Annotated in this window: 24 protein-coding genes; 14 read left to right on the top strand and 10 right to left on the bottom strand. The window is 35.2% G+C overall.

The annotated features are described in order from the left end of the window. Window positions 1-14: 14 nt before the first annotated feature. On the bottom strand, window positions 15-296 hold the full coding sequence (locus EV142_RS08180) for a Rossmann-fold NAD(P)-binding domain-containing protein (RefSeq protein WP_132034315.1): 282 nt from the start codon (window positions 294-296) through the stop codon (window positions 15-17). 254 nt (window positions 297-550) lie between these two features. Here EV142_RS08180 and EV142_RS08185 point away from each other — a divergent pair, with 254 nt between their 5' ends. From EV142_RS08185 to EV142_RS08195, 3 genes are all read left to right on the top strand, one after another. Continuing rightward, window positions 551-997, top strand: a complete 447-nt coding sequence (locus tag EV142_RS08185; protein ID WP_132034317.1) for a hypothetical protein — start codon at window positions 551-553, stop codon at window positions 995-997. Window positions 998-1,279: 282 nt separating this feature from the next. Continuing rightward, the gene (locus EV142_RS08190) at window positions 1,280-1,684 is read left to right on the top strand and encodes a ribonuclease E inhibitor RraB (protein ID WP_132034319.1); all 405 of its coding nucleotides are present in this window, start codon (window positions 1,280-1,282) and stop codon (window positions 1,682-1,684) included. A 197-nt stretch (window positions 1,685-1,881) separates the two neighbouring features. Beyond that, on the top strand, window positions 1,882-2,070 hold the full coding sequence (locus EV142_RS08195) for a hypothetical protein (RefSeq protein WP_132034321.1): 189 nt from the start codon (window positions 1,882-1,884) through the stop codon (window positions 2,068-2,070). A gap of 102 nt (window positions 2,071-2,172) precedes the next feature. Here EV142_RS08195 and EV142_RS08200 read toward each other — a convergent pair whose 3' ends face one another. The 3 genes from EV142_RS08200 to EV142_RS08210 form a co-directional block, all read right to left on the bottom strand. Further along, window positions 2,173-3,420 (bottom strand): T9SS type A sorting domain-containing protein, encoded by a 1,248-nt coding sequence (locus EV142_RS08200; RefSeq protein WP_134092216.1) that lies wholly within the window; start codon window positions 3,418-3,420, stop codon window positions 2,173-2,175. Next, entirely contained in the window at window positions 3,389-5,101 is a 1,713-nt protein-coding gene (locus EV142_RS08205) for an Ig-like domain-containing protein (protein WP_132034325.1), read from the bottom strand. The genes EV142_RS08200 and EV142_RS08205 overlap by 32 nt, the downstream gene beginning before the upstream one ends. Before the next feature lie 419 nt (window positions 5,102-5,520). Continuing rightward, window positions 5,521-6,270, bottom strand: coding sequence for a polysaccharide lyase (locus EV142_RS08210; protein WP_238698672.1), 750 nt, complete (start codon window positions 6,268-6,270; stop codon window positions 5,521-5,523). Between the two features lie 552 nt (window positions 6,271-6,822). Here EV142_RS08210 and EV142_RS24145 point away from each other — a divergent pair. Together EV142_RS24145 and EV142_RS08215 are read left to right on the top strand one after the other, a co-directional pair. Beyond that, complete coding sequence (locus EV142_RS24145; protein ID WP_164502525.1) at window positions 6,823-6,990, top strand: hypothetical protein; 168 nt, start codon at window positions 6,823-6,825, stop codon at window positions 6,988-6,990. 129 nt (window positions 6,991-7,119) lie between these two features. After that, window positions 7,120-7,632 (top strand): PRC-barrel domain-containing protein, encoded by a 513-nt coding sequence (locus tag EV142_RS08215; protein WP_132034329.1) that lies wholly within the window; start codon window positions 7,120-7,122, stop codon window positions 7,630-7,632. A 91-nt stretch (window positions 7,633-7,723) separates the two neighbouring features. Here the strand turns inward: EV142_RS08215 and EV142_RS08220 are convergent, their stop codons facing one another. After that, entirely contained in the window at window positions 7,724-8,095 is a 372-nt protein-coding gene (locus tag EV142_RS08220) for a SnoaL-like domain-containing protein (RefSeq protein WP_132034331.1), read from the bottom strand. A 126-nt stretch (window positions 8,096-8,221) separates the two neighbouring features. On the opposite strand from EV142_RS08220, the gene EV142_RS08225 reads away from it, so the two are divergent. Then, complete coding sequence (locus EV142_RS08225; RefSeq protein ID WP_132034333.1) at window positions 8,222-8,581, top strand: winged helix-turn-helix transcriptional regulator; 360 nt, start codon at window positions 8,222-8,224, stop codon at window positions 8,579-8,581. Between the two features lie 119 nt (window positions 8,582-8,700). Here EV142_RS08225 and EV142_RS08230 read toward each other — a convergent pair whose 3' ends face one another. Further along, window positions 8,701-9,078, bottom strand: a complete 378-nt coding sequence (locus tag EV142_RS08230; protein ID WP_132034335.1) for a hypothetical protein — start codon at window positions 9,076-9,078, stop codon at window positions 8,701-8,703. A gap of 69 nt (window positions 9,079-9,147) precedes the next feature. Then, window positions 9,148-9,723: a TetR/AcrR family transcriptional regulator gene (locus EV142_RS08235; RefSeq protein WP_132034337.1), complete on the bottom strand. Its 576-nt coding sequence runs from the start codon at window positions 9,721-9,723 to the stop codon at window positions 9,148-9,150. Window positions 9,724-10,001: 278 nt separating this feature from the next. Here EV142_RS08235 and EV142_RS08240 point away from each other — a divergent pair, with 278 nt between their 5' ends. The 5 genes from EV142_RS08240 to EV142_RS08260 all read left to right on the top strand — a co-directional run bounded on the left by EV142_RS08240 (window position 10,002) and on the right by EV142_RS08260 (window position 16,339). Beyond that, window positions 10,002-10,406 (top strand): DUF2147 domain-containing protein, encoded by a 405-nt coding sequence (locus EV142_RS08240; protein WP_132034339.1) that lies wholly within the window; start codon window positions 10,002-10,004, stop codon window positions 10,404-10,406. A 34-nt stretch (window positions 10,407-10,440) separates the two neighbouring features. After that, entirely contained in the window at window positions 10,441-12,018 is a 1,578-nt protein-coding gene (locus EV142_RS08245) for a GMC oxidoreductase (protein WP_132034341.1), read from the top strand. A gap of 287 nt (window positions 12,019-12,305) precedes the next feature. Beyond that, entirely contained in the window at window positions 12,306-14,057 is a 1,752-nt protein-coding gene (locus EV142_RS08250; RefSeq protein ID WP_132034343.1) for an alkaline phosphatase D family protein, read from the top strand. An 837-nt stretch (window positions 14,058-14,894) separates the two neighbouring features. Continuing rightward, window positions 14,895-15,572 carry a hypothetical protein gene (locus EV142_RS08255; RefSeq protein WP_132034345.1) on the top strand — a complete coding sequence of 226 codons (678 nt, stop codon included), beginning with the start codon at window positions 14,895-14,897 and terminating at the stop codon, window positions 15,570-15,572. Window positions 15,573-15,640: 68 nt separating this feature from the next. Beyond that, window positions 15,641-16,339 (top strand): DUF1826 domain-containing protein, encoded by a 699-nt coding sequence (locus tag EV142_RS08260; protein ID WP_132034347.1) that lies wholly within the window; start codon window positions 15,641-15,643, stop codon window positions 16,337-16,339. 7 nt (window positions 16,340-16,346) lie between these two features. On the opposite strand, the gene EV142_RS08265 is transcribed toward EV142_RS08260, so the two are convergent. Continuing rightward, the gene (locus EV142_RS08265) at window positions 16,347-17,042 is read right to left on the bottom strand and encodes a pseudouridine synthase (RefSeq protein ID WP_132034349.1); all 696 of its coding nucleotides are present in this window, start codon (window positions 17,040-17,042) and stop codon (window positions 16,347-16,349) included. A 293-nt stretch (window positions 17,043-17,335) separates the two neighbouring features. Here EV142_RS08265 and EV142_RS08270 point away from each other — a divergent pair, with 293 nt between their 5' ends. The 3 genes from EV142_RS08270 to EV142_RS08280 all read left to right on the top strand — a co-directional run bounded on the left by EV142_RS08270 (window position 17,336) and on the right by EV142_RS08280 (window position 18,819). Continuing rightward, a complete protein-coding gene (locus tag EV142_RS08270) occupies window positions 17,336-17,806 on the top strand; it encodes a hypothetical protein (RefSeq protein ID WP_132034351.1) in 471 nt (156 codons plus the stop codon). Window positions 17,807-18,129: 323 nt separating this feature from the next. Continuing rightward, a complete protein-coding gene (locus EV142_RS08275; RefSeq protein WP_132034353.1) occupies window positions 18,130-18,543 on the top strand; it encodes a DUF3010 family protein in 414 nt (137 codons plus the stop codon). Between the two features lie 3 nt (window positions 18,544-18,546). After that, window positions 18,547-18,819, top strand: a complete 273-nt coding sequence (locus EV142_RS08280) for a hypothetical protein (protein WP_132034355.1) — start codon at window positions 18,547-18,549, stop codon at window positions 18,817-18,819. Here the strand turns inward: EV142_RS08280 and EV142_RS08285 are convergent. Further along, window positions 18,772-19,173, bottom strand: coding sequence for a hypothetical protein (locus EV142_RS08285; protein WP_132034357.1), 402 nt, complete (start codon window positions 19,171-19,173; stop codon window positions 18,772-18,774). The two genes, EV142_RS08280 and EV142_RS08285, sit on opposite strands and share 48 nt — an antisense overlap. A gap of 2 nt (window positions 19,174-19,175) precedes the next feature. Next, on the bottom strand, window positions 19,176-20,123 hold the full coding sequence (locus EV142_RS08290; protein ID WP_238698673.1) for an RHS repeat domain-containing protein: 948 nt from the start codon (window positions 20,121-20,123) through the stop codon (window positions 19,176-19,178). Window positions 20,124-20,360: the final 237 nt, after the last annotated feature.

Below are 20,360 nucleotides of genomic sequence, written 5' to 3' on the forward strand. Positions count from 1 at the left end.
CTATCCAAAAAACCTTAACCTGGTATAGATTCCGGAAAATCGTATAAATTGTAGTAGAAACCTACGGGCCGCATAGTCCTAACCATTACATCAGCCGGGAGTTCTTTAAAAACTTTTTCTGCCATAAAGTGGAATGCAGGAAGTCCATTGCCAAATTCTAAATGAGCACCAATACTGCTTAAATGAATTACACGTCTTATACCTGTTTTTTCAATAGCTTTAGTATAATTTTCAGAAAGCCTGAACGCTTCGGCCCTTGCGTCAAGATTAGGATTTTCTTTGAATTTGAAATTCACCTACTATACCAATAGCTGGTTTAATAAGTAAATCCATAAGGCTTACTGTAGGCTTTTATTTACTTTTATAACTACCCTTTAAATTTATTTTATTCGAAAAGCGCTTCCGCACCTCCTGCTGCCGTATTTTAAAAGCTTAACATTGGGAAGCTTAATTTAATATTATATTTGTTTACAATTTGATAACATTAAATTAACCTTTTAGTTAAATAACTACTGAGTTTGAGTTTAAAACATAATTTTAATAAATACTAATGAGCAAAAACAACACTGAGGATAGAATTGATCAACTTGATAATAACGCAAGCAAGCCTGTAGCAGAAATTGCAGCTGAAACTGTTACCGCGGCAGAAAACCTTTCATCTGAAGTTAAAGCAACCGAAATACAACCTGCTCCGGTAGAAGACTTAAAAAGCAATAAAGAAAACCCATTACAAGAAATTTCTGATGAGGGAAAATCAGAAAAGAATAAACTTAAAATTAAAAAGATGAAAGAAAAAGAAAAAGAGAAAAAGCAGTCTGGAAAGAAAAAAGAGAAAGCTAAAAAGAATAAGAAAGATAAAAAAGCGAAATTAAAAGCCAGGGCAAAAAAGAAAGATAGAGCTCAAAAAGCGAAAACTAAAGCCAAAGCAAAGAAAATCGCCAAAAAGAAAGCCAAAAAGAAAGCAAAAAAATCTAAGTCAAAAAAAGGTAAGAAATAATACCACGCCCTTGCAAATGCAAGGGCTTTTTGCTGTTGTGCCAAATCTGTTTTTATAAAGCTATCCGTTTTAGCTATTAATTTTTTGTAAGTAACAAAACTAAAAACAGCGTCGTTTTTTATTAAATTGTAAATAAAAACTACATTATCGACTTAATACTGCCTGTACTTGCCGGGAGTTGGAGTTGTATGTTAAGTTTGTAGCAGCAAGGATTATCGGGTTTGATATTTACCTATTTTTGTTTCGAAAATTATAATTTGTAAACTACAATACTCAAATAAAATGGAAATCTTAAGTTTTTTGAAGCCTAAAAAAAAGAAGCAGTTTGTTTCTGAAAAGGATTTTATAGCGAATCAGGATAAACAATTTCGGCTTTCAATAGAATCACTTGTAAGCCTGCGTGATTCTTTAGTTGAAGAAGAAGATGAATTAAAAATTGATTACTTTTTTTATACGGACACTTTGGAAAAATCTCAAAAACTGGAAAAAGAAATTCAAAAATTGGAATATATCGTCAATCACGGGACTGCTTCACATGATAAAAGCCTTTTTGTAATTTCGGGCAGAACGACAGAAATTAAAATGATGCATGAAACCTTACGGGAATGGATTGTAACAATGTGTGACTTGGGGTATAAGTATGATTGCAGCTTTGATACCTGGAGAATTGTTGCAGAAGCGAAATAAACCGGGGAGTTTTTTTCTTAAAACACGCGGCCGATACGAAACTGTCCTTTTACTTTTTACCAGGGTATTGTTATAAAATGTTTATAGCGAAAAATTACAAATCAGGAGTTGTTTAATTTACAACTGAAATGAAGTTTGAATATTTAGCCTGAAGATTTAAAACACACTTTAAACAATGTAATTTAAAGAGATAGTCAATGAAAACAATCCAATTCAGAACAGATGATCTTACCCGGTATACGGTAAATATTTCTCAAATTACCTGTATGTTTCCGTACGAGGAATCTCTGGGAACCTGGATTTACCTCAGCTGCGGAACCAGGCTTAAAACAATGCTTTCCCTTGATGTTATCCTGGAGATGATTGAGCAGGTGAAAGAAAAATAAGCATTCTGGCATTATTGGTACACCCTATAAATAAAAAACCCGTTGCAATGTTTTATTGCAACGGGTTTAATTTTATAATTATTTTTAAAGTAATAAGATACCTTATTGTTTTATAACACGTATTGATTTTGGCATTCCCGGATAAGTGATAAAATAAATACCCGTTTTAAAATCACTTAAATCAAAAGTATTAATCCCCTTGGTAACTGAATGAATTTCTTTTACTAAACTTCCGTTTTGATTGTAGACTGAAATACGTTCAGGTGCAAGATCATGAAAATCAATGTTTAAGACTGCTGTAAAAGGATTTGGAAAAGCAATTATTACTTCAGATGCTGTGACAATAGCTTCAGGCTCCTTTTCTGCAAGGGCTTTTTTAGCTGTTCCTTGTGCATTTACCGTAATTGTTGAAGTCAAAAATTTACGATGATTTGGTTCAGGAACTTCTTTATTTTCTACACCATCGTTATACGGGATATCTGCGCCTAAATCCGATACTAAGTCCAATGTAAATGATCCCGAAATATCGGCAGGCACTTCAACGATACCTTCCGGTTTCAGGTTAGCAAGATTTGCAGTAAGCAAAACAGGTGCTGTAGTTGCCTGACCATTCCAAGAGTACAATTCAAAAGTTCCGGTAGCGGCATAACTTCCGGCAGCAATAATATAATTATTCGAAGCATTTTTAGCCAAACTTCTAATTCCGTGATTGTTTAAATTCAATTCTATCGGAGAACCAAAAACAGGATTTGCAGACGGACTTCCGTTTCCAAACCACGACTCAAAATTCTGTAAAGGACAAATTAATGCTTTATTCGTTCCGCTTCCCACATAAGGAGCTCTGAAACCGATGTACAAAGTAGTGCCATCAGGCCCCATTTCTAACCCTTCAATATTAAAACCGTCTATACGCTTAGGTTCGATTCCCGTAGCAGCTTTAGAAGTAAAATCATATCCGTTATTATTTCCCCAGGTAATTAGTTTACTTCTCAGGTTACTGTAATATCCAACAAAAACAAGCGTAGCATTAGCACCGCTGCCCACAATATCTGTTGCAAAAATTCTGTTTCTGTCAGATCTTGCTTCCCCGGATTTAGAGTTGCTTAATGAGCCTATCCAGTAAATACGATTGGGTTTAGTGGTACTTCTAAAAGAGCCTTCGATATCTACTTCAGTACCGCTTAAGTTTAAGTAGGAGTTTAAGTCAAATTGATAAACCGCAAGTCCTGAATTGTTTCGGCTAAATAACTTAATAACATTTGTTTCATCGTCTGCCGCAAACATATAATTTTCATCAATTGGTACAGCTGTAGATCCATCAGCAACACCGGTATGATAAATATCTTTCAAAGAAGCAGTTGCCAATGCCTGAGACACCGCTACGTTTACTGTTATCGATTTTCCCTCCCTGGCTATCCGTAACTTTTAAGGTTAGGGTAGAATAGCCAACGCCAGTTGGGTTAATTTTAAATTTACGGGCACTGCCTGTACCGGTAACGGTGAAATTAGCATTAGGCACCACACTCGTTTTAGAACTTGTCATTGAAAATGTTAGTGTGCTTAAATTATCATCAGTAACCGTTATATCAAGTCCTGATACAATAAAAGGATCCGTATTGTTGTTCATCACACAGCCTACTTTTGCGGAAGTCGATGATAAACTTACAAATTTTGAAGCCGTAGTGTTAAAAACTAATGTTGGAGCCACATTTACAGCACTGTTTACTGTAACTGTTTTTACAGAAGTTGTGGTTACAGCACCACCATTATCAGTTGCTTTTGCAGTGACTGAATAAGAACCAGCCGCAACATTTGTCCATGAATAGTTATAAGGTGTAGCAGTTACAGAAGCCAGCAAAGCTGCTCCGTTAAAAAATTCTACTTTAGAGATTGTTCCGTCAGAATCACTCGAAGTTGCAGACAAACTTACCGTTGCCGGAGCATTTCCTGATACAACCGGAGTTGCAAGTGTTACTGTTGGCGCAGCGTTTCCAGAACCTGAATTAACAGTTATCACTTGTACGGATGAAGTTGCAGTTGCCGAGCCATTATCTGTAGCCTTTGCAGTGATAGAATAGGAACCAGCCGCAACATTTGTCCATGAAAAGTTATAAGGTGCAGTGGTTACAGAAGCCAGCAAAGTCGATCCGTTGAAAAATTCAACTTTAGAAATTGTTCCGTCAGAATCTGCTGCATTTGCAGATAAACTTACGGTAGCAGGAGCATTTCCTGAAACAGTTGGTGTTGCCAGGCTAATTGTTGGTGTACTATTTCCTGCCGGAGTTCCTGCCAGTGTTATGGAAGTTGTATTATAACTCGGAATAGTGGTAGTTGACCACGTACGTGACGTAGTAAATGTATTGGTCGACGTATTGTAAACTCCTGCTGTAGCTTTTATTAATTGATCACTGCCCGGATCCGGCGCTAAATAAGAAGAGGTTTGCAATTTTCCACCACTGTATTTATCGTTAACAGGTAATTGATACCCTGAACCTGAGCTTTTAAAAGCACTTCCGATACCGTCACCAAAAAAAACGGCATCAACAGGAACCGTAGAGGACGAAATAGAAGATGCTGCAACATTAAATACAGCAACACCATCAGCATTGTCACCGCCGTTTCCTAAAACTCCGTCACTATTTTTTGAACCAAAAGAATCTCCGGCAGTAGTTCCGGTATTTTTAGTTTTTAATGCAACAGATCCCTGACTTAACGGAGCCATAGAGGAACCTCCAACATATACAACCTGACCCTCAGTAACGGAGCCACTGTTGATCAGAAATGCATAAGTCACAGAACTTCCTGCTTTCCATCCGTTTGAAGTCGCTGTACCATTATCAGTAAAAACAATTGTATAAGGTGTAGTTGCAAAATTAATGGTTGTGGTGGCAACCAATTCAACATACTCTAAAGGCGAATCAGCTCCGTTTGGGTTTGTAAGAACTTCAGAGATAATTAATCCCTTTGTTTGAGCGAAAGAATTAGCAGCAACAAGACCTATTGCGATTAAAAATAGTAATTTTTTTTTCATGAATTTTTTTATGTGTTTGTTTTTAAACGACGAAGTTAAAGCTGCAGTATTATCTTAAGAATACTAACTTATTATTATTGTGTGATTTTAGTGTTAAATTTTAATGTATACTTTATTTTTTTATTAAAAAATTAAAAATATTCCAATAGCTGTGGGGAGTGTATTTTTTGTGCATGAATTATTCAGCCCAATGAAAATAATTAAAACTAAAAAACAGAAACAACAAAAAGCCCTGACATTTCAGGGCTTTTTGTCGCGATTTATAGTAAGATGTACAATCATATCTGTAAGAATCTGATGAAGAAGCTTGACCAAATATGTCCAGTAAAGGCGAATAGTATCCAATAAAAAACCCGCTAATAGCGGGTTTTAAAGTTTTTAGAATTTTTCCGATCCAGTTGTTTTAAAGCGTACAGCTGCTATTGAGCATCCCAGGCTGCACTAGGATAATAAATAGAACTGGTTACCGGAGCTTTCCAGTACTCCTGACTACCGCCACGGAAGGTGTGGAGACTTACTGCATTAACATTTCGCTTAGAATCATTAGTCACCCAGCGAATTGTTTGATTCAATATCTCTGTACCATTTACATAATATTTGACGTATCCGTTAGTATTTGATCCAGTATTTAACTTAACAGATATCTGACAGTTATAGGTAACACCTTCTTGTATGTAGTACTTTTTTCCAAAATCATTACCAAATTGTCCGGGCTGATCTTTATAATAGACGTAGGGTTGGAGGTAAGCTCCGCTTCCTTTGGCACTATTTGATCCGTTCGGGCAATACCACATAAATCGGGCACTACCGCCATTACCATCCCAGCCTGGATCGCCACCGGTATTCTGATCACCAATTAATATACCGTATCCGCATTTACCGCCTCTGCTCCAATAAAATCCGGAATTAAATTTCATCGTGAACCAAACAGTGTAAACATCCGCTGACCAAACCCCATACGAGGTACACAAACCACCTGGACACGATAGCGTATTGGTTTGCAGCGTGATCGTTCTGGCTCCGGCACCACCACCGGCTAGCGCGGCATTAGCTGAGACGGCGTCCTTGCCAGCGATTTCCGGCGCGTTTTTGTTAGCGCTTTGTAACGCTTCTTTGCTAGTGCTTTGTGGTACATCTAAATCTTGTTCCTTTTCACAGGAAGTAAACACTACTGCTGTAATAAATAGCAAACTTGTTAATTTTAGGATTTTTTTCATTTTTAAAATTTTTAAGGTTAGTAATAATAAATGGTTAGTAAATAGATAGTGATTACTAATTATTTGATAATGAATGTAAAGGCTTTTATTCTTCTCAAAAAACATTATCAATACCTTTAGGAATCGACAGTGTAAAGTTGATTAATAACAATTGGCGCGGGGAGTAATAAAGTACGTTTTTAGGTACAAAAAAATACGGTCGGTGTGTTTTATGTATATTTTTTTAAGTTTAAAAATAGAATTTTCAAAAAAAATCAAAAAAAGATATACAGTATTTAAACAATTAAGAATTTAGTGTTAGGCACGTTAAGTAAGGTGATGACACTTGTAATTGTATTTCTGAGAATTTATTTGGGGATATTAATTTCAAATAAGCTATTGATTATCAGTTTTAGTCTGCTGGGAATTGTATAACTTCTGGCTGAAATTAAATACTTTTTTAGCCTAGGCCCGGTTGTACCTTAGTATCAAGTTAAAATATTTTATAACCAAAAAAAATTAGTTATGGCAGAGATTAAAATTGAGAAAAAGAAGCCGATATGGCCATGGATTATAGTAGTGCTGATAATTGCAGCGCTTGTATATTTTCTGTTTGCAAAAAATAATGAGGCCACAAGTAAAAGCGGCACAGAAATCGAAAATACTACAAGTACAGATAGTATAGCACAGTAACCAGGCAGGTTTCAGGACATGCATCGGTGAATTTATAAGCCGCAATAGAAGCACGGACAAAATACCCGCTAATGTTTCTGCAATTAGATTTAGCGTAAAAATGAATTTATAATACTAAAAAAAGAATTTATGGAAAATAAAGATAGAAATTTATACAGACTGGACGAACTTTCTGATTATAAAGTCGCTTCAGATTATTCTGATGTAAGAGGATGGAAAATAGTAGATGCTGACAACCGTACCATCGGTAAAGTTGATAATCTTTGGGTTAATAAAGATATGCAGCGTGTTGTTTATCTGGATGTTAATGTAGATAAGGCATTAATAGACGACGGCCAAAATGAGGTGCACGACGCTATAGCGAACGATAATGCACAGGAATTTATGTATAAAGACGGCGATAGCCATATTATCATTCCGATTGGATCTGTATCTATAAATAAAGACACGAAAATTGTCTTAGCCAATGGTATAGGCTATGATACCTTTAGAAAAACGAGCCGATACAGTCAGCAACACAATTTTGACAGAAACTATGAAAGAAGAGTAATGAACGGATATTATCCTGAAAATAATGCCAGTCCCGGGTCTGATAGTGATGATGACACTTTTTACCATCGTAAAGAATTTGACAACCACTAGTACTGCTCATTAGAAGAATATCTTATAAAAAAGATCAAACCTCCAGAATGTTTGATCTTTTTTTTTAACCAGATATCGGTCTTGTTACAGATCAATAAAAGAATTGTTCAAATACTATTTTGCCCTCATGCACTTTATAGACACAAATTTCTTCCATTGTAAATCTTTCTTGCCCTTTAAAGGTCATGTCAGCTGACCAGGATACACTAAAATAATCTCCTCCAATGACCGGGTCTGAAATAATACGCTCATGAACCTGCTCAACTAAAGATTCAAATAATTGGGATTTTTTCAAAATTTCCTGTAGTCCCTCTACAGTTTTTGGCAACAGAAAATCATTCGCTTCAATACTAATACAATTTTCGGCATACAACTCTGTTTGTACTTCGTAGAATTTATCCTGACGGCATAGTTCTATAAATTTAGCGGCAACTTCATTTGTTGTTAAAATAGTGTGTTTCATTTTAAATGGATATTTTATTTATAATCTTATTTCTGGTGACAAAGTTAGGGTATACAAGTTACCGTATGATACTAGTTTCCCAAAGGAAAGCGCTTACTTTTAGGAAAGTTTGTTACCTTGCCAACCATGAAAACAATTGAAGAAAAAGCAGTACAGGACCCGGAAGAATGTGCCCGGTCACTCAGCAATGTAATTGATGCTATGTTTGTCCTTAACGGAAGATGGAAACTGGCATTAATTCTTTGTATCTCTCAATCCTCAAAGCGTTTTAGTGAAATTCAAAAAGAAATTCCCATATCTCCTAAGGTTTTGGCGAACGAACTAAAGCATTTGGAATTAAACAACCTTATAAAACGAAATGTTTTTCCAACAACGCCAGTAACTATTATCTATGAAGCAACCGAGTACTGCCAGACTTTAAAAAATGTTCTATGTGAACTGGATGCTTGGGGGAAACTACATAGAAAAGTAATAACGGGAAAGTAAGTTAATTCAGCTCAAGTAGTAACTTTGCACCTGATTCTTTTACATCAGTAAATAGTATAAAAAAAAGCCTTCGGTATACTTACCGAAGGCCTTATCTATTTTAATTTTTAGGAAAAGATCTAGTTAAAATGTTCTGCAATGTATGCAATTAGATTTTCATCACTCATTTTATTAGAGGTGCTTTCAGTTGATACTGCATTTTTATACTGTGCGGATTCAGCCAAAAATTTAATAAATTGCTCCTGACTTTGTCCGGTTCCTGTAATATGAATTTGATCAACGTTAGGCATTTTACTCGCAATCTCTTTGAAAAATTTTTGCGTTAAGCTGATTTCCTGATTATTTGAATTTTTTTCATTGGAGTTATTATCCGGTCCTGCATTTTTTACATGTCCCAGTACAACAAATTCTCCATTATCAACATTTTCTTTTCCTACGATTATTGCGTTGTGCGAATCCATCCAAACTCCAAACGACTTCTTGTTTATATCTGACATAATTTTATATTTTATTAAAGATAACCTTCTGAAAATCATTAAAATGAAAATTGGGTAAAGATTGTGATTTTAAAGGCTTTTACTTTTAAAATTAGCCACAGATCCGTTAATGCTTTGGATTAAGTAAGAAATAATTGCAGCAATAGATTCTGCAGGTTCTTTAAAACCGCCAAGGACCCAATCCTTCATTAATGCGATCGTGCCCTGTTCTCCAAATAAATAGACTTTCTCTAATAAAGATTGCTGAATAGCTGCATCACCATTATTTTGTAAGGTCAGGTCAGTTTTTCTAAAGGATGACAACGCCTTTGAAAGCAGACTGCTGGAATCAGTTTCAGAAAAAATAATGACACTCATTTTTTTATCGCGTTCCAGAGTCCTGCAGGAAGCCAGAATAATATCGTTTACATTATCCATATTTTTAATGGAATCCATCAGCGCATTGAAGATCTCATCCTCCATTTCCCGTATTATTTCATACGTGGTATTATAGTGCTTGTAAAAAGTGTTTCTGTTAACGTCTGCAGCCTTGCACAATTCGGTTATCGAGATTTGATTGAGGGACTTATTTTTAAGCAGGTCCAACATTGATTCGCGCAAAACCATTTTGGTATAGCGCACGCGCCTGTCAGTAGTTACTTTCATTGATACATTTTTTTCTAACGTTATACTTATCGAACAATTTGCGGTCCATTTGCGTATTAAGGAGCAATCCGGTAAAAATTGAAAATTTAATTTTTGATTCTGGCTTTGAATTTGCCACCTGTAACAAAAGTAACACATTGTATATTTATAAGCAAACTGTTCGAATTCTATTGATTAGACTTCGCTTATTTGCTAAAAACTGTGACAGCCATCATTTTGTGGTTGCTGTTTCATAACAGTGGTCACGAAATTATTTTTAACCCTTTAACTATTTAAGTATGAAAACAAGAAAGAGATTATGTATTAAATTCTGCTTCACTGCAGCATTGTTTATGGCAGTTAGTTTTTATGCCCATTCTCAGGATCTGACAGGTATATGGCTTACGAAAAATGGCATCAGCAAAATCGAGATTTACAAGGCAAAAGACGGATTGTACTATGGAAAATTAATATGGACAAAAGACCAGAGCGAGAAAGCTAAAAAATTTCATGGAGAACTAATCCTTACAGGGCTTAAGCAGGAAAGTGCTATAGCATATGAGGGAAAAGCGCATGATCCTGAACAAGATAAAACATATAGCTGTACCATCAAAGTCAAAGATGCAAACCAACTTGACCTGCGGGGTTACATTGGCATCTCACTTATTGGCAGGACAGAACGGTGGATACGCGTTTCCAGATAAATTTATCTAATACTATTTAAATTAAACAGTACTCATGGATAGAACAAAAAAAATCTTTTCCCATATAATAACTTCGGGCAGCTTATATTTTTCAAAATCGAAATTCCCGCATTCAGAAGCAGGACAGCTCCCAAAGCAAATAGAAATAAACAGGCCTATTATCATCATCGGTTCCGGATATGGAGCTGCTGTTGCCGCCTTACGCCTTTGTGAAGCTGGGAAAAAAGTAGTAATTCTGGAAATGGGGATCAACTGGAAAGAATCCGGGATTCCGTACTCCGGCTTATTAAAACCCGGGCGAAGTGCTGCCTGGCTGAAAAGGAAAACCATTGCGCCATTTATGAATATTTTTCCCTTAAAACCCTTTACGGGAGCTTTAGACAAGTTCAATTTTAAAAATATAGATGTTTGGGTCGGCAGAGGTGTTGGCGGCGGCTCAATCGTAAATGGCGGGATGGCAGTGGTACCTAAAGAGAGTTATTTTAAAGAAGTTTTTCCGAAGCTTGATGCCGAAAAATTTTACAACTTTTATTTTCCACTGGTCAATAAAGAGCTAAAAGTCAATGGTATTGAGGAACAATTTGTAAAAGATTGTCCGTACTATAAATTTACCCGCGTAGGAGAAGCAGAAGCGCATAAAGCCGGTTTTAAGACCGTACGTGTACCCAATGTGTATGACTTTAAATACATGGAAAGGGAATATAAAAAAGAAGTGCCACGGTCTGCACTAAATACCGAAGTAATTTACGGTAACAATCATGGCAAAAACAGCCTTGATAAAACCTATCTGGCAAAAGCACTGGCTACAGGCAACCTCGAAATCCTGGATTTGCATTGCGTGGATATGATAACGGGGAATGAGGATAAAAGCTATTGCCTGAAGGTTAGACAAATTGACACTTCGGGGAAAACTGTTGCCGATAAAACTTTTCGCTGTGATAAATTAGTGCTGGGTGCCGGTACTATGGGAACCTTAAAGCTGCTGCTGAGCGCTCAGGACAAAAATAATTTCCCTCTGGATAACACGGTTGGAAAAAATTGGGGGAACAACGGTAATTTTATGACCGGCAGAAACTGGGTCAGACCATTATCCGGAGGAACGGGTGCGCTGCAATCGACTATTCCTGTGGGAGGTGTCGATAACTGGGAGGATAGTGAACATTCCTTTTTTACGGAAATTGCCCCTTTGCCAATGGGGGTAGATGTAGCGACTGCGCTCTATCTAATGATCAACCGGGTAGATAAAAAGGGATCGGTAACCTATGATAAAGTACAGAATCGCCTTGTATTAGACTGGAATGAAAGCCATACGGTAAGGATGAAAGCGAATGCAGACTATTTTGTTCGTAAAATGAACCGCGCGAATGGCGGGACAAGAAGCCACCTGCTTTTTAAAAATGGTTTTGGCGCTAATATTTGCTATCATCCGCTGGGAGGTTGTGTTTTAGGCGAATCCACTAATGTATATGGTAAACTGAAGGAGCATGACAATCTTTATGTAATTGACGGATCCTTAATTCCGGGAACCATTGGCGTGAATCCCTTTATGACCATTACCGCCATTGCGGAATACTGCATTGAAAACCTTATTGCACAAGGAGAGTTTGAGTAGGCTTGCAAATTTGATCCTGAATTGTAATTCAAAACGGTTGTCAGGTTGAGCGAAGTCGAAGCCTCTTTCCTGTAAAAAAGCCTTCGACTTCGCTTAGGATGACAACAATTTCTAAAAGAATAAAGCTATTTTATTCAAATTATACTTTTATCCATTTGTTTTTATATATAATCAAATGGATAATTTATTATAGTAAATGGATTGTTAATAGTAATGTAAGGTAATTTTAAAAATGCCGTAACCTGAGTTGGACTATTAAATTGTTTTTTTGATATAAAAATTTTTTTATGGAAAATAACAATGATTTAGGCAGAAGAAGGTTTCTTAGAAATTCTTTATTGGCTGCCGGAGGAGTTTTCATCGCTCCACTTATTGAAAGCTGCAGTGACGATGATAAGCCGGATAACAGCGGTGCGCCGGATGGATTGAAAAATGAAGGGTTTGAAACAGGAGTAGCCAGTTTTGATCCTACTGAAACAGGAGTGATTATCTGGACCAGATATTCAGCAGCTTCAGACGCTGAAATTACCTGGGAGATCAGTAAGGATGCCACATTTTCTGAAGTAACAAGAAAAGGGCAGGCCGGAGCCTCTTCCACAAATGATTTTACAATAGCGGTAGACGTTCAGAATATTCCTTCCAATACCAAATATTATTACAGATTTTATAATGCCAAAACCAAACAGGTCACTGTTACCGGAGAAACACGCACGCTGCCGTCTAAAACAGATAGTGTAAATGATGTAAAAATGGCTGTGGTTTCCTGTTCTAATTTTCCGGCAGGACTTTTCAATGTGTATGGAGCCATTGCTTCTTCAGATGCCGATGTAGTGGTGCATCTTGGAGATTATATTTACGAATATGCGCCGGGACAGTACGGAACAAATCCTTTTACCAACCCGCTGGGCAGAGCACATCAACCCGCCAGGGAGATTATAAGCCTAAGCGATTACAGAGAACGATACAGACAATACAGAGGAGATAAAAACCTTCAGCTGCTTCATCAGAAAAAACCTTTTATATGTGTCTGGGATGACCATGAGTTTGCCAACGATGCTTATAAATCCGGTGCAGAAAACCATCAGCCGGGCGAAGGGGATTTTCAGATGCGAAAAATGGCCGCTTTTCAGGCCTACAGCGAATATATTCCGCTAAAGACAGGAAAAGATCTTAGAATTTACAGAAGTTTTAATTTCGGTACAATTCTTTCCCTTTATATGATGGATACCAGAGTGATTGCAAGAGATAAGCAGATGAGTTATGCGGATTATATTGATAATGGCGGAAATTTTGACCAGACAAAATTTAGAACAGATCTGTTAAGCACCAGCAGAAAATTAATCGGAAGCGAGCAAATGACATGGCTGGGATCACAAATCAGTGCAGATACTGCCAAATGGAAAGTATTAGGGCAGCAGATCCTGATGACAAAAATGCTGATTCCTGCAGAACTGCTGATGCTCTTGAACCAAATTTTAGCAGAAGTCGATCAATTAGGAAGTGCACAGCCGGCAACCATGCAGGCTCTTATTAATACCATCTCGCAACTGGTCGTTATTAAAATGAGACATAAACAAAATGATCCTTCTTTAACTCCCCAGGAAATTGCAAGGGTTACGACCACTTTACCTTATAATCTGGATGCCTGGGACGGTTATTTTGCAGAAAGAGAACAATTGTATGCAATGCTTTCCGGAAAAAATGTTGTGGTTTTAGCCGGAGATACGCACAACGCCTGGATGGGTAAACTGACTGATATGCAGGGGAATTTTATAGGAACTGAAATAGCGTGCAGTTCTGTTTCATCACCAGGATTGGAAGCGTATCTTGGAATCACTGCAGACCCTTCAAAAGCGATAGAATTAGCACAGGCATTTACAGTACTAATAGATGATTTAGAATATGCAAATTTGTATAAACGAGGCTATACGTATCTTAAATTTACAGCATCCGGTTCAGAAGCCGAATGGCGATTTGTAGACAATGTAACCACTGAAACGACCACTACTGTTACAGAAAAAAAATATACTATAGCATAGAAATGGCAGTTGGAACTGCTTGTTTTTTTTCGAAAGTGTCAAAAAAGGATTGAATTAAATCGGAACAGGACTAATCTTGTTCCGATTTTTTTATCCTACAAGAGCAACACACCATAAAATTCCTGGTACTACAGCAGAAAGAGGTAGTGTTGAGAGAACTGTTGTTGCGTAAGTAAGCAGTTTATGGTTTAGAGTTTATGGTTTATAGTTTATAGTTTATGGTTTATGGTTTTTCAATTAAAAAATGTGACAGCTATATATTTGAATAAAATATCTTTATTCTTTTAGAAATTATTGTCATCCTGAGCGAAGCCGAAGGCTTTTTTACCTGAAAAGGGCTTCGACTCCGCTCAGCCTGACATCAGTTCTGAATAACATTCAACGGATAGTTATCTTAAGTTATTATTCTGAAAAATATTCACAGTAGCTTTAGAATACCTTAACCATAAATATTTAATTTAGATTGACCCAAGTAATTTTGAAAATTATTTTTATGTATTATATTGTTGATCAGACCCTAATCCTTTAAATATTTATCATTACGTAGTAGTAAACAATTCAAGAAGTTCTCACAGGATGTACATGATCAGGAAATATTGAAAAATTATGGTCAATTACACTGATTATTCTACTATATTCGCGCAAAATAATTTTTGCTGCATCAGACTTATGCGCCGAAATTAAGATGCTAAATGTTTTATATTGAGGCTTATAAGTAAGTGGATGGCATTACTTTTAAGTTTCTCCAAAAAGACTCATTTTTTAAACCCAATAAGAACCAGAAGGTTCACGAATAATTACTTAAAAACTTCAATTCAAAATTAATTAAATAAAAAAATGAAACTGAAAAAAATCTTTCTTCTTGTAAACATAGTTCTACTTTTTAATTTTAGCTATTCGCAAAATTTGGAAAAGAAAAAAATAGGTTTAATTTTTAATATAAATGGTCCCTACAGAATTACCAGACAAGCAATGTCTAATACGATTGAAAGATCAAATGTAGACAAAAAGGATATGTTTTATAGCGCTTATAAGTTTTTAGAGACAGGAAAAGGAAACCCAACTGAAAGAATACTAAAAGCATATTTAAAAAATTTAGATTCATTAAATGTTGAAATTACTCAAATAAAAGATACAATCAGTCAGGCAAATTCCCCAATTTTCGTTTGGACAAAACCAGAATATGTAAGCGAAGATTTAAAAAAAATAAAAACGAAATACAATTTGGACTATTTGTTTATTGTTGATGGCCAATTTGGAATAGAATTTGAAAAAGCAGGAGTCTTTAATGGAGATAAAAGAACAAATATTTTTTTAAATAATGCTTTTATAAATTTGGAAACAAATGAAGTAGTTTCAAATTTTAATGTTGGGAATATTAGTAATATTAAAAAGAAAAATATACTTAGTCCTCCAAATTTTCCAAATATTGAAAAAAGTATGAATGACCTTTTAAATGATAAAGTACTACCTGAAATTGAACGAAAAATTAAACGAAAAATAGTTATCCCTTAGAAAAATAAAATATAGCGCTATTGCATAATTTTGTAACGCATGAAGCAACCAGCTTCTTATATCCAACTATGAGCAATAAATTTTCTGACAGCAGCCAAATTAAAACAGTATCTACTTTCTCCGAACTTATACATACCGATTTCAAAGGAGAAATGAATGCGCTATGCTGGTACAGAAATCTGGATGGCGATTTTAACGAGATTGTAACCCAACTACGTTTAAAAGAAAATATAACCGAAGTGTATCGGGAAGACCTAATTGCACTTCAACTCTCAGAAAAGGGGAATAGGGCGAGGGAAATAATCTTAAAGGACTTACAAGTATTAACTGATTTCGGGGCTTCGCCGGCTCTTAATGTCCTGAAGTGTTACGAACGTGATGATGAATTTGATTTCATATCGACCGATGTGTATTCGTTTCATGTAGATCGTTCGCCCATTGCAACAGACACTTTTTTATGTACCTATCACGGAGCGGCAAGTGATATTATTCCGAATGCGCAGGCAGAGCAAAAAATCCTGATTCCGGAAATACGGGCAAAGTTAAAAGAACTATACGACGGACCTGCGGAAGAATTCGAAGAGTTTTTGAAGGAGAATTATTTTGATTTGCATTATCAGCTACATGACGATGCACAACCTGTTAATTTGGGTTTAGGCCATCTTTGGCGACTGGCCGTAGATCATCCGAAACAACAAGTGCTGCCTTGTATTCACAGAGCACCCATAGAAAACGAAGGGGAATATCGGTTGTTGCTGATTTGTTAAGGAAATTCTATTGATACTTACTCAGATCCAGATTAAGAATAGCACCTACTTTGCTAAACTCTTCATTAATCTTTGCATTCAGGATTAATTGTTCATTGTGTATCGGATGATTAAAAATCAACTGATGTGCATGAAGCATCATTCCTTTCAGGTCAAAATGTTCCAGCCATAATTTATTTTGTTTGTTACAACCATGTGGGCGACTTCCTAAAATGGGATGAAAAATATGTTTAAAATGTTTTCGTAGTTGGTGCATCCGTCCGGTTTCAGGAATCGCTTCTACCAGACAATATCGTGACGTTGGTTTATTGTTAAATTCTAAATCCACTTCGGCATTTTGCAAACGATGAAAGTAGGTGATTGCATTTTGTGTAATGTCATCATCGTTGGTTAAATCATAATCAATCGTTAGTTCTTCGGGTGACCAGCCACGTAAAATGGCTAAATATTTTTTTTCGACTTCGCGTGTGGCAAAACGATCATTCATAATTTTCAAAACGGCTGTATCCAGCGCAAATAACAAGACACCGGATGTTTTACGGTCTAACCGATGAACAGGATAAACGTGTTGCCCGATTTGATTTCTCAATTCCTGAATAGCGTACACTTTTGCATCGCGCGCATAAAATGATTTGTGAACCAGCAATCCGCTTGGTTTATTAATGGCTATAATATATTCGTCCTGGTAAAGAATTTCTAACATTGGGCAAAAGTAAAAGAGATTTCGATTGAAATCTCTTTTAGGACATATTTATTTTTATACTTTTCTTTTTTTATTTTAGATAAATAAACATATTATAGATGGCTAGAATAGCATCTTTTTTTTTAAAATTAAAACAGGTATTTATACTTGATTGCTTTATTTATTAAAGGACTAATTTGCCATTAAATATTTATAATTACTGTGTAGTAAAATAAATGTGATTTTATGTATCTAATATGAAGAATAGATAATTAAAAGCAAAAAAGATGATCTAATTTAAATGCTATTTAAAAATGTTTTATTTACGTAAACGAAAGTTAAAGAGAGGAGATGTAGTCAGAGCTAAAATTGCTGGAATACCATCGATTCATACCTGTATTATTTTAGAAGATGAAACGCAAAATCAGCATACAAGATGTCTTCCAATTTGTAATTTTACAGGAAGTATTATTCCAAAGGGCGAATATTCTATAGATATCAGTGGATTCGATTTACCAGAAAGCTGGTTTGGACTAAAAAAAACGGATACTTGGCTTCGATGTAATGAAATTGACTGTGTATATAGTTTAGAAATTGAAGAACCTGGAAAGATTGGAAACATTTGCAAACAATTTCCAAAATTGTGGTCACATATATGCGAAGCAATTCATAGTTGTGCTATATCACTCAGATTGGAGCAAGCTTGTGACTGCGACTATAAACTAATAGAAAAGGAAATTAGTTTAGGACTTAAGACTAAGCCCGATTGTGGATGTAAAAAATAGATCTTTTTTGAGGTATTCTAATCTGGACTGCTGGTTTTTAATTGATGGAATGTCTGCTCAGAAACATTACAACACGTGAAGAACGAACCCGATAGTCGAAGAGTTCTTTTGGAAGCTGTGCGAATGTCTCCGGACTTAGTTCCCCCAATGTTGATCAGATGAACAAAAAAAAAAATCTGATTTTATGTAAAACCGTAATTCCTGACTTTTTTTTTTATGTAGTATTGTAGAACCTTACGAGAAAGTTTTGGATTTTTTAATCCACCACATCGCCAAGGAGAAAACCAAAAAAACATAAGAAATTAAATCAAATAAATAGATTTATGAAAGTATGCGCAATTGAAATAAAATCCAATAAAATAATTTTCGTCGTTTTGGAAAAAGATTCAGATAATCAAATTACTGAAAGTACTGGTAAAGTAAAATCTATTGTACTTGATGATGACCATAATCATTCTCAAGTAATTGATTTTATAGAAACTATTCATTCTCATTTTAATTCTTTAGAAATTGATAAAATTGTAATTCTATCAAGAAGTTCAAAAGGTCAATTTTCATCCTCGGGAATTTCCTTTAAGTTGGAAGGTTTTATTCAAGCATATAAAAATAAGCCTGTCGAATTTATTTCTCCAAAAACTTTAATAGCTTTTTACAAGAAAAACACTTTGGATATAACTCCGCAGTTTAGTTATCAATCAGAAGCTTCAAAATTAGGTTACTATATTTTAAATTCTTAAATAATGGGTGACGAAAATGTAGATGAAATAATTAAAGATTTTATATCATTGCAAAATGACATTGTAATTGATAGATATTCTGATAGTGGTGCAAATGGAGAATTATATTTTGGTAAAAGAGAGTTATTATCTGATAGAGTTGCAATACACCACTCACAAATGTATTCCAAAAAAAACACTGCTTGCGCGAGCGTTCCACTCGTTAATATTGAGCCTTTTTTAAATACTTCATTTTTTGTTTTCATGAATTTTGCAATACTTAAAACGGGTAGTTAAGCATAAACCTGATAACATATCTGTTGTGTAAGCAGTATATTTTCCTCCATCACTCCAAACTACTCGATCTTCAATAGATATAGAAAAATTTTTTCTATTAGGAATTATAATTGCTGGAACATATTTTATTAAAACTAATTTATACTTTTTAGAATGCTTAATTTTTTCACAATCACCTTCAGTTCTAATTTTATTAGAGATAATTAAGTATTTTTTAAAATTCTTTTTAACTGTAATAAAATAGTAGTTATTTACAGAATCAATCTCTACTATCTTATAGTTACTTGATTTCTGAGCCAAAATATTTTGCATCACCAAAAACAAAAAGGCAAGAACACAAATTTTTATTTTCATAATCATTTTCTTTTTATTGGAACATTTTCATCACTAAATAATTGCCTGTAGTCCATTCCTTTCCATATAACTCCACTATAAGTAGCTTTATCTTCTGAAACATTTTCGTTAGACACTCTAACTCTGAAACCATTTAAAGTATTAACTTTTTTAGCATTAGGAGCTAATTTCATGGCATCCTTATGAGCCTTTTCATAACTCCTTAAATCGCTATTAAACCCTCCAGCACCAGGTGATTTTACAGCTCCTAAATATGCTTCTAAAGTTTCATGTATAGCAACAGTTCCTGTTGGCATACCAGTAAGATCTTCTATAATAGAAGCTTGAATTGGGTTTACAACTTGTGTAGCTACAATAGCATCATTATTAAACTCACTCCCACCAAATGCTCCACCAAAAATCACTTCATTTCCTCTAAAATTATCACTTGTTGCATCAATTTTAACAGTTATATCTTTGTCATTTATAGCTTCTAATAATTTTTTATCAGCTTTCGTTTTTGCTATTCCTGTCGCAGATAACTTACCTGTCTCATTATCTCTTGTTATTTTTAAATTTGATGCTGAATTTAATTGCTCTGTGAACTTTTTAGATTCAGAACCAGTAACAATTATATCTTGGGGTGCCATTCCATCAGGGTCATTAAACCTAATGGGATTATTAAAAACATGATTATAAGGACTATGTCTTCTCATTTGTTCCGTTAGCGGGTCAATATTCATCCAACGCCCTAATGCAGGATCATAATTACGTGCACCAAAGTCATAAAAGTTAAGCCCAAAATCATCCTGCAATTCCTTACTATTATACTTATATTTTTGAGCCGGATTTGTAGAAACTACATTAGAATTATACCCTTTATGCGCTAAACCAAACGGATAATAATTATTTTCGGCAATAATTTCGGTATTGTTTACAGTGCCATTATTATCCTTATCACTATAACTCAATCTCACATTTCCTAAGTGATCTTTGTATTGATAAACATATTCGTAAGAACTTCCCGAAGGTTGTACATAACCCTCGGCAGTGGGGAAAAAATCAAGCGTGAATGTTTTGGAATTTAAGGCACTGTATTGAAATCCTCCCTGTAAATAATCCGTGATCGTTGTACTGGTGGTTCGACTCTACTCATGAGCGGGAAGAGACATGGATACATTCTGCTTGACTATAAATAATAAAAAATA

Origin of the sequence: Flavobacterium circumlabens, assembly GCF_004345565.1 — a bacterium.
In the GTDB taxonomy this organism is placed as follows: Bacteria; Bacteroidota; Bacteroidia; order Flavobacteriales; family Flavobacteriaceae; genus Flavobacterium; species Flavobacterium circumlabens.

What these genes read in the sequence shown, in the direction of transcription:
- EV142_RS08185 (WP_132034317.1), top strand. Translation starts at nt 551, where the DNA reads ATGAGCAAAAACAACACTGAGGATAGAATTGATCAACTTGATAATAAC.
- EV142_RS08190 (WP_132034319.1), top strand. Translation starts at nt 1,280, where the DNA reads ATGGAAATCTTAAGTTTTTTGAAGCCTAAAAAAAAGAAGCAGTTTGTT.
- EV142_RS08195 (WP_132034321.1), top strand. Translation starts at nt 1,882, where the DNA reads ATGAAAACAATCCAATTCAGAACAGATGATCTTACCCGGTATACGGTA.
- EV142_RS08205 (WP_132034325.1), bottom strand. Translation starts at nt 5,101, where the DNA reads ATGAAAAAAAAATTACTATTTTTAATCGCAATAGGTCTTGTTGCTGCT.
- EV142_RS24145 (WP_164502525.1), top strand. Translation starts at nt 6,823, where the DNA reads ATGGCAGAGATTAAAATTGAGAAAAAGAAGCCGATATGGCCATGGATT.
- EV142_RS08215 (WP_132034329.1), top strand. Translation starts at nt 7,120, where the DNA reads ATGGAAAATAAAGATAGAAATTTATACAGACTGGACGAACTTTCTGAT.
- EV142_RS08220 (WP_132034331.1), bottom strand. Translation starts at nt 8,095, where the DNA reads ATGAAACACACTATTTTAACAACAAATGAAGTTGCCGCTAAATTTATA.
- EV142_RS08225 (WP_132034333.1), top strand. Translation starts at nt 8,222, where the DNA reads ATGAAAACAATTGAAGAAAAAGCAGTACAGGACCCGGAAGAATGTGCC.
- EV142_RS08230 (WP_132034335.1), bottom strand. Translation starts at nt 9,078, where the DNA reads ATGTCAGATATAAACAAGAAGTCGTTTGGAGTTTGGATGGATTCGCAC.
- EV142_RS08235 (WP_132034337.1), bottom strand. Translation starts at nt 9,723, where the DNA reads ATGAAAGTAACTACTGACAGGCGCGTGCGCTATACCAAAATGGTTTTG.
- EV142_RS08240 (WP_132034339.1), top strand. Translation starts at nt 10,002, where the DNA reads ATGAAAACAAGAAAGAGATTATGTATTAAATTCTGCTTCACTGCAGCA.
- EV142_RS08245 (WP_132034341.1), top strand. Translation starts at nt 10,441, where the DNA reads ATGGATAGAACAAAAAAAATCTTTTCCCATATAATAACTTCGGGCAGC.
- EV142_RS08250 (WP_132034343.1), top strand. Translation starts at nt 12,306, where the DNA reads ATGGAAAATAACAATGATTTAGGCAGAAGAAGGTTTCTTAGAAATTCT.
- EV142_RS08255 (WP_132034345.1), top strand. Translation starts at nt 14,895, where the DNA reads ATGAAACTGAAAAAAATCTTTCTTCTTGTAAACATAGTTCTACTTTTT.
- EV142_RS08260 (WP_132034347.1), top strand. Translation starts at nt 15,641, where the DNA reads ATGAGCAATAAATTTTCTGACAGCAGCCAAATTAAAACAGTATCTACT.
- EV142_RS08265 (WP_132034349.1), bottom strand. Translation starts at nt 17,042, where the DNA reads ATGTTAGAAATTCTTTACCAGGACGAATATATTATAGCCATTAATAAA.
- EV142_RS08270 (WP_132034351.1), top strand. Translation starts at nt 17,336, where the DNA reads ATGTTTTATTTACGTAAACGAAAGTTAAAGAGAGGAGATGTAGTCAGA.
- EV142_RS08275 (WP_132034353.1), top strand. Translation starts at nt 18,130, where the DNA reads ATGAAAGTATGCGCAATTGAAATAAAATCCAATAAAATAATTTTCGTC.
- EV142_RS08280 (WP_132034355.1), top strand. Translation starts at nt 18,547, where the DNA reads ATGGGTGACGAAAATGTAGATGAAATAATTAAAGATTTTATATCATTG.
- EV142_RS08285 (WP_132034357.1), bottom strand. Translation starts at nt 19,173, where the DNA reads ATGAAAATAAAAATTTGTGTTCTTGCCTTTTTGTTTTTGGTGATGCAA.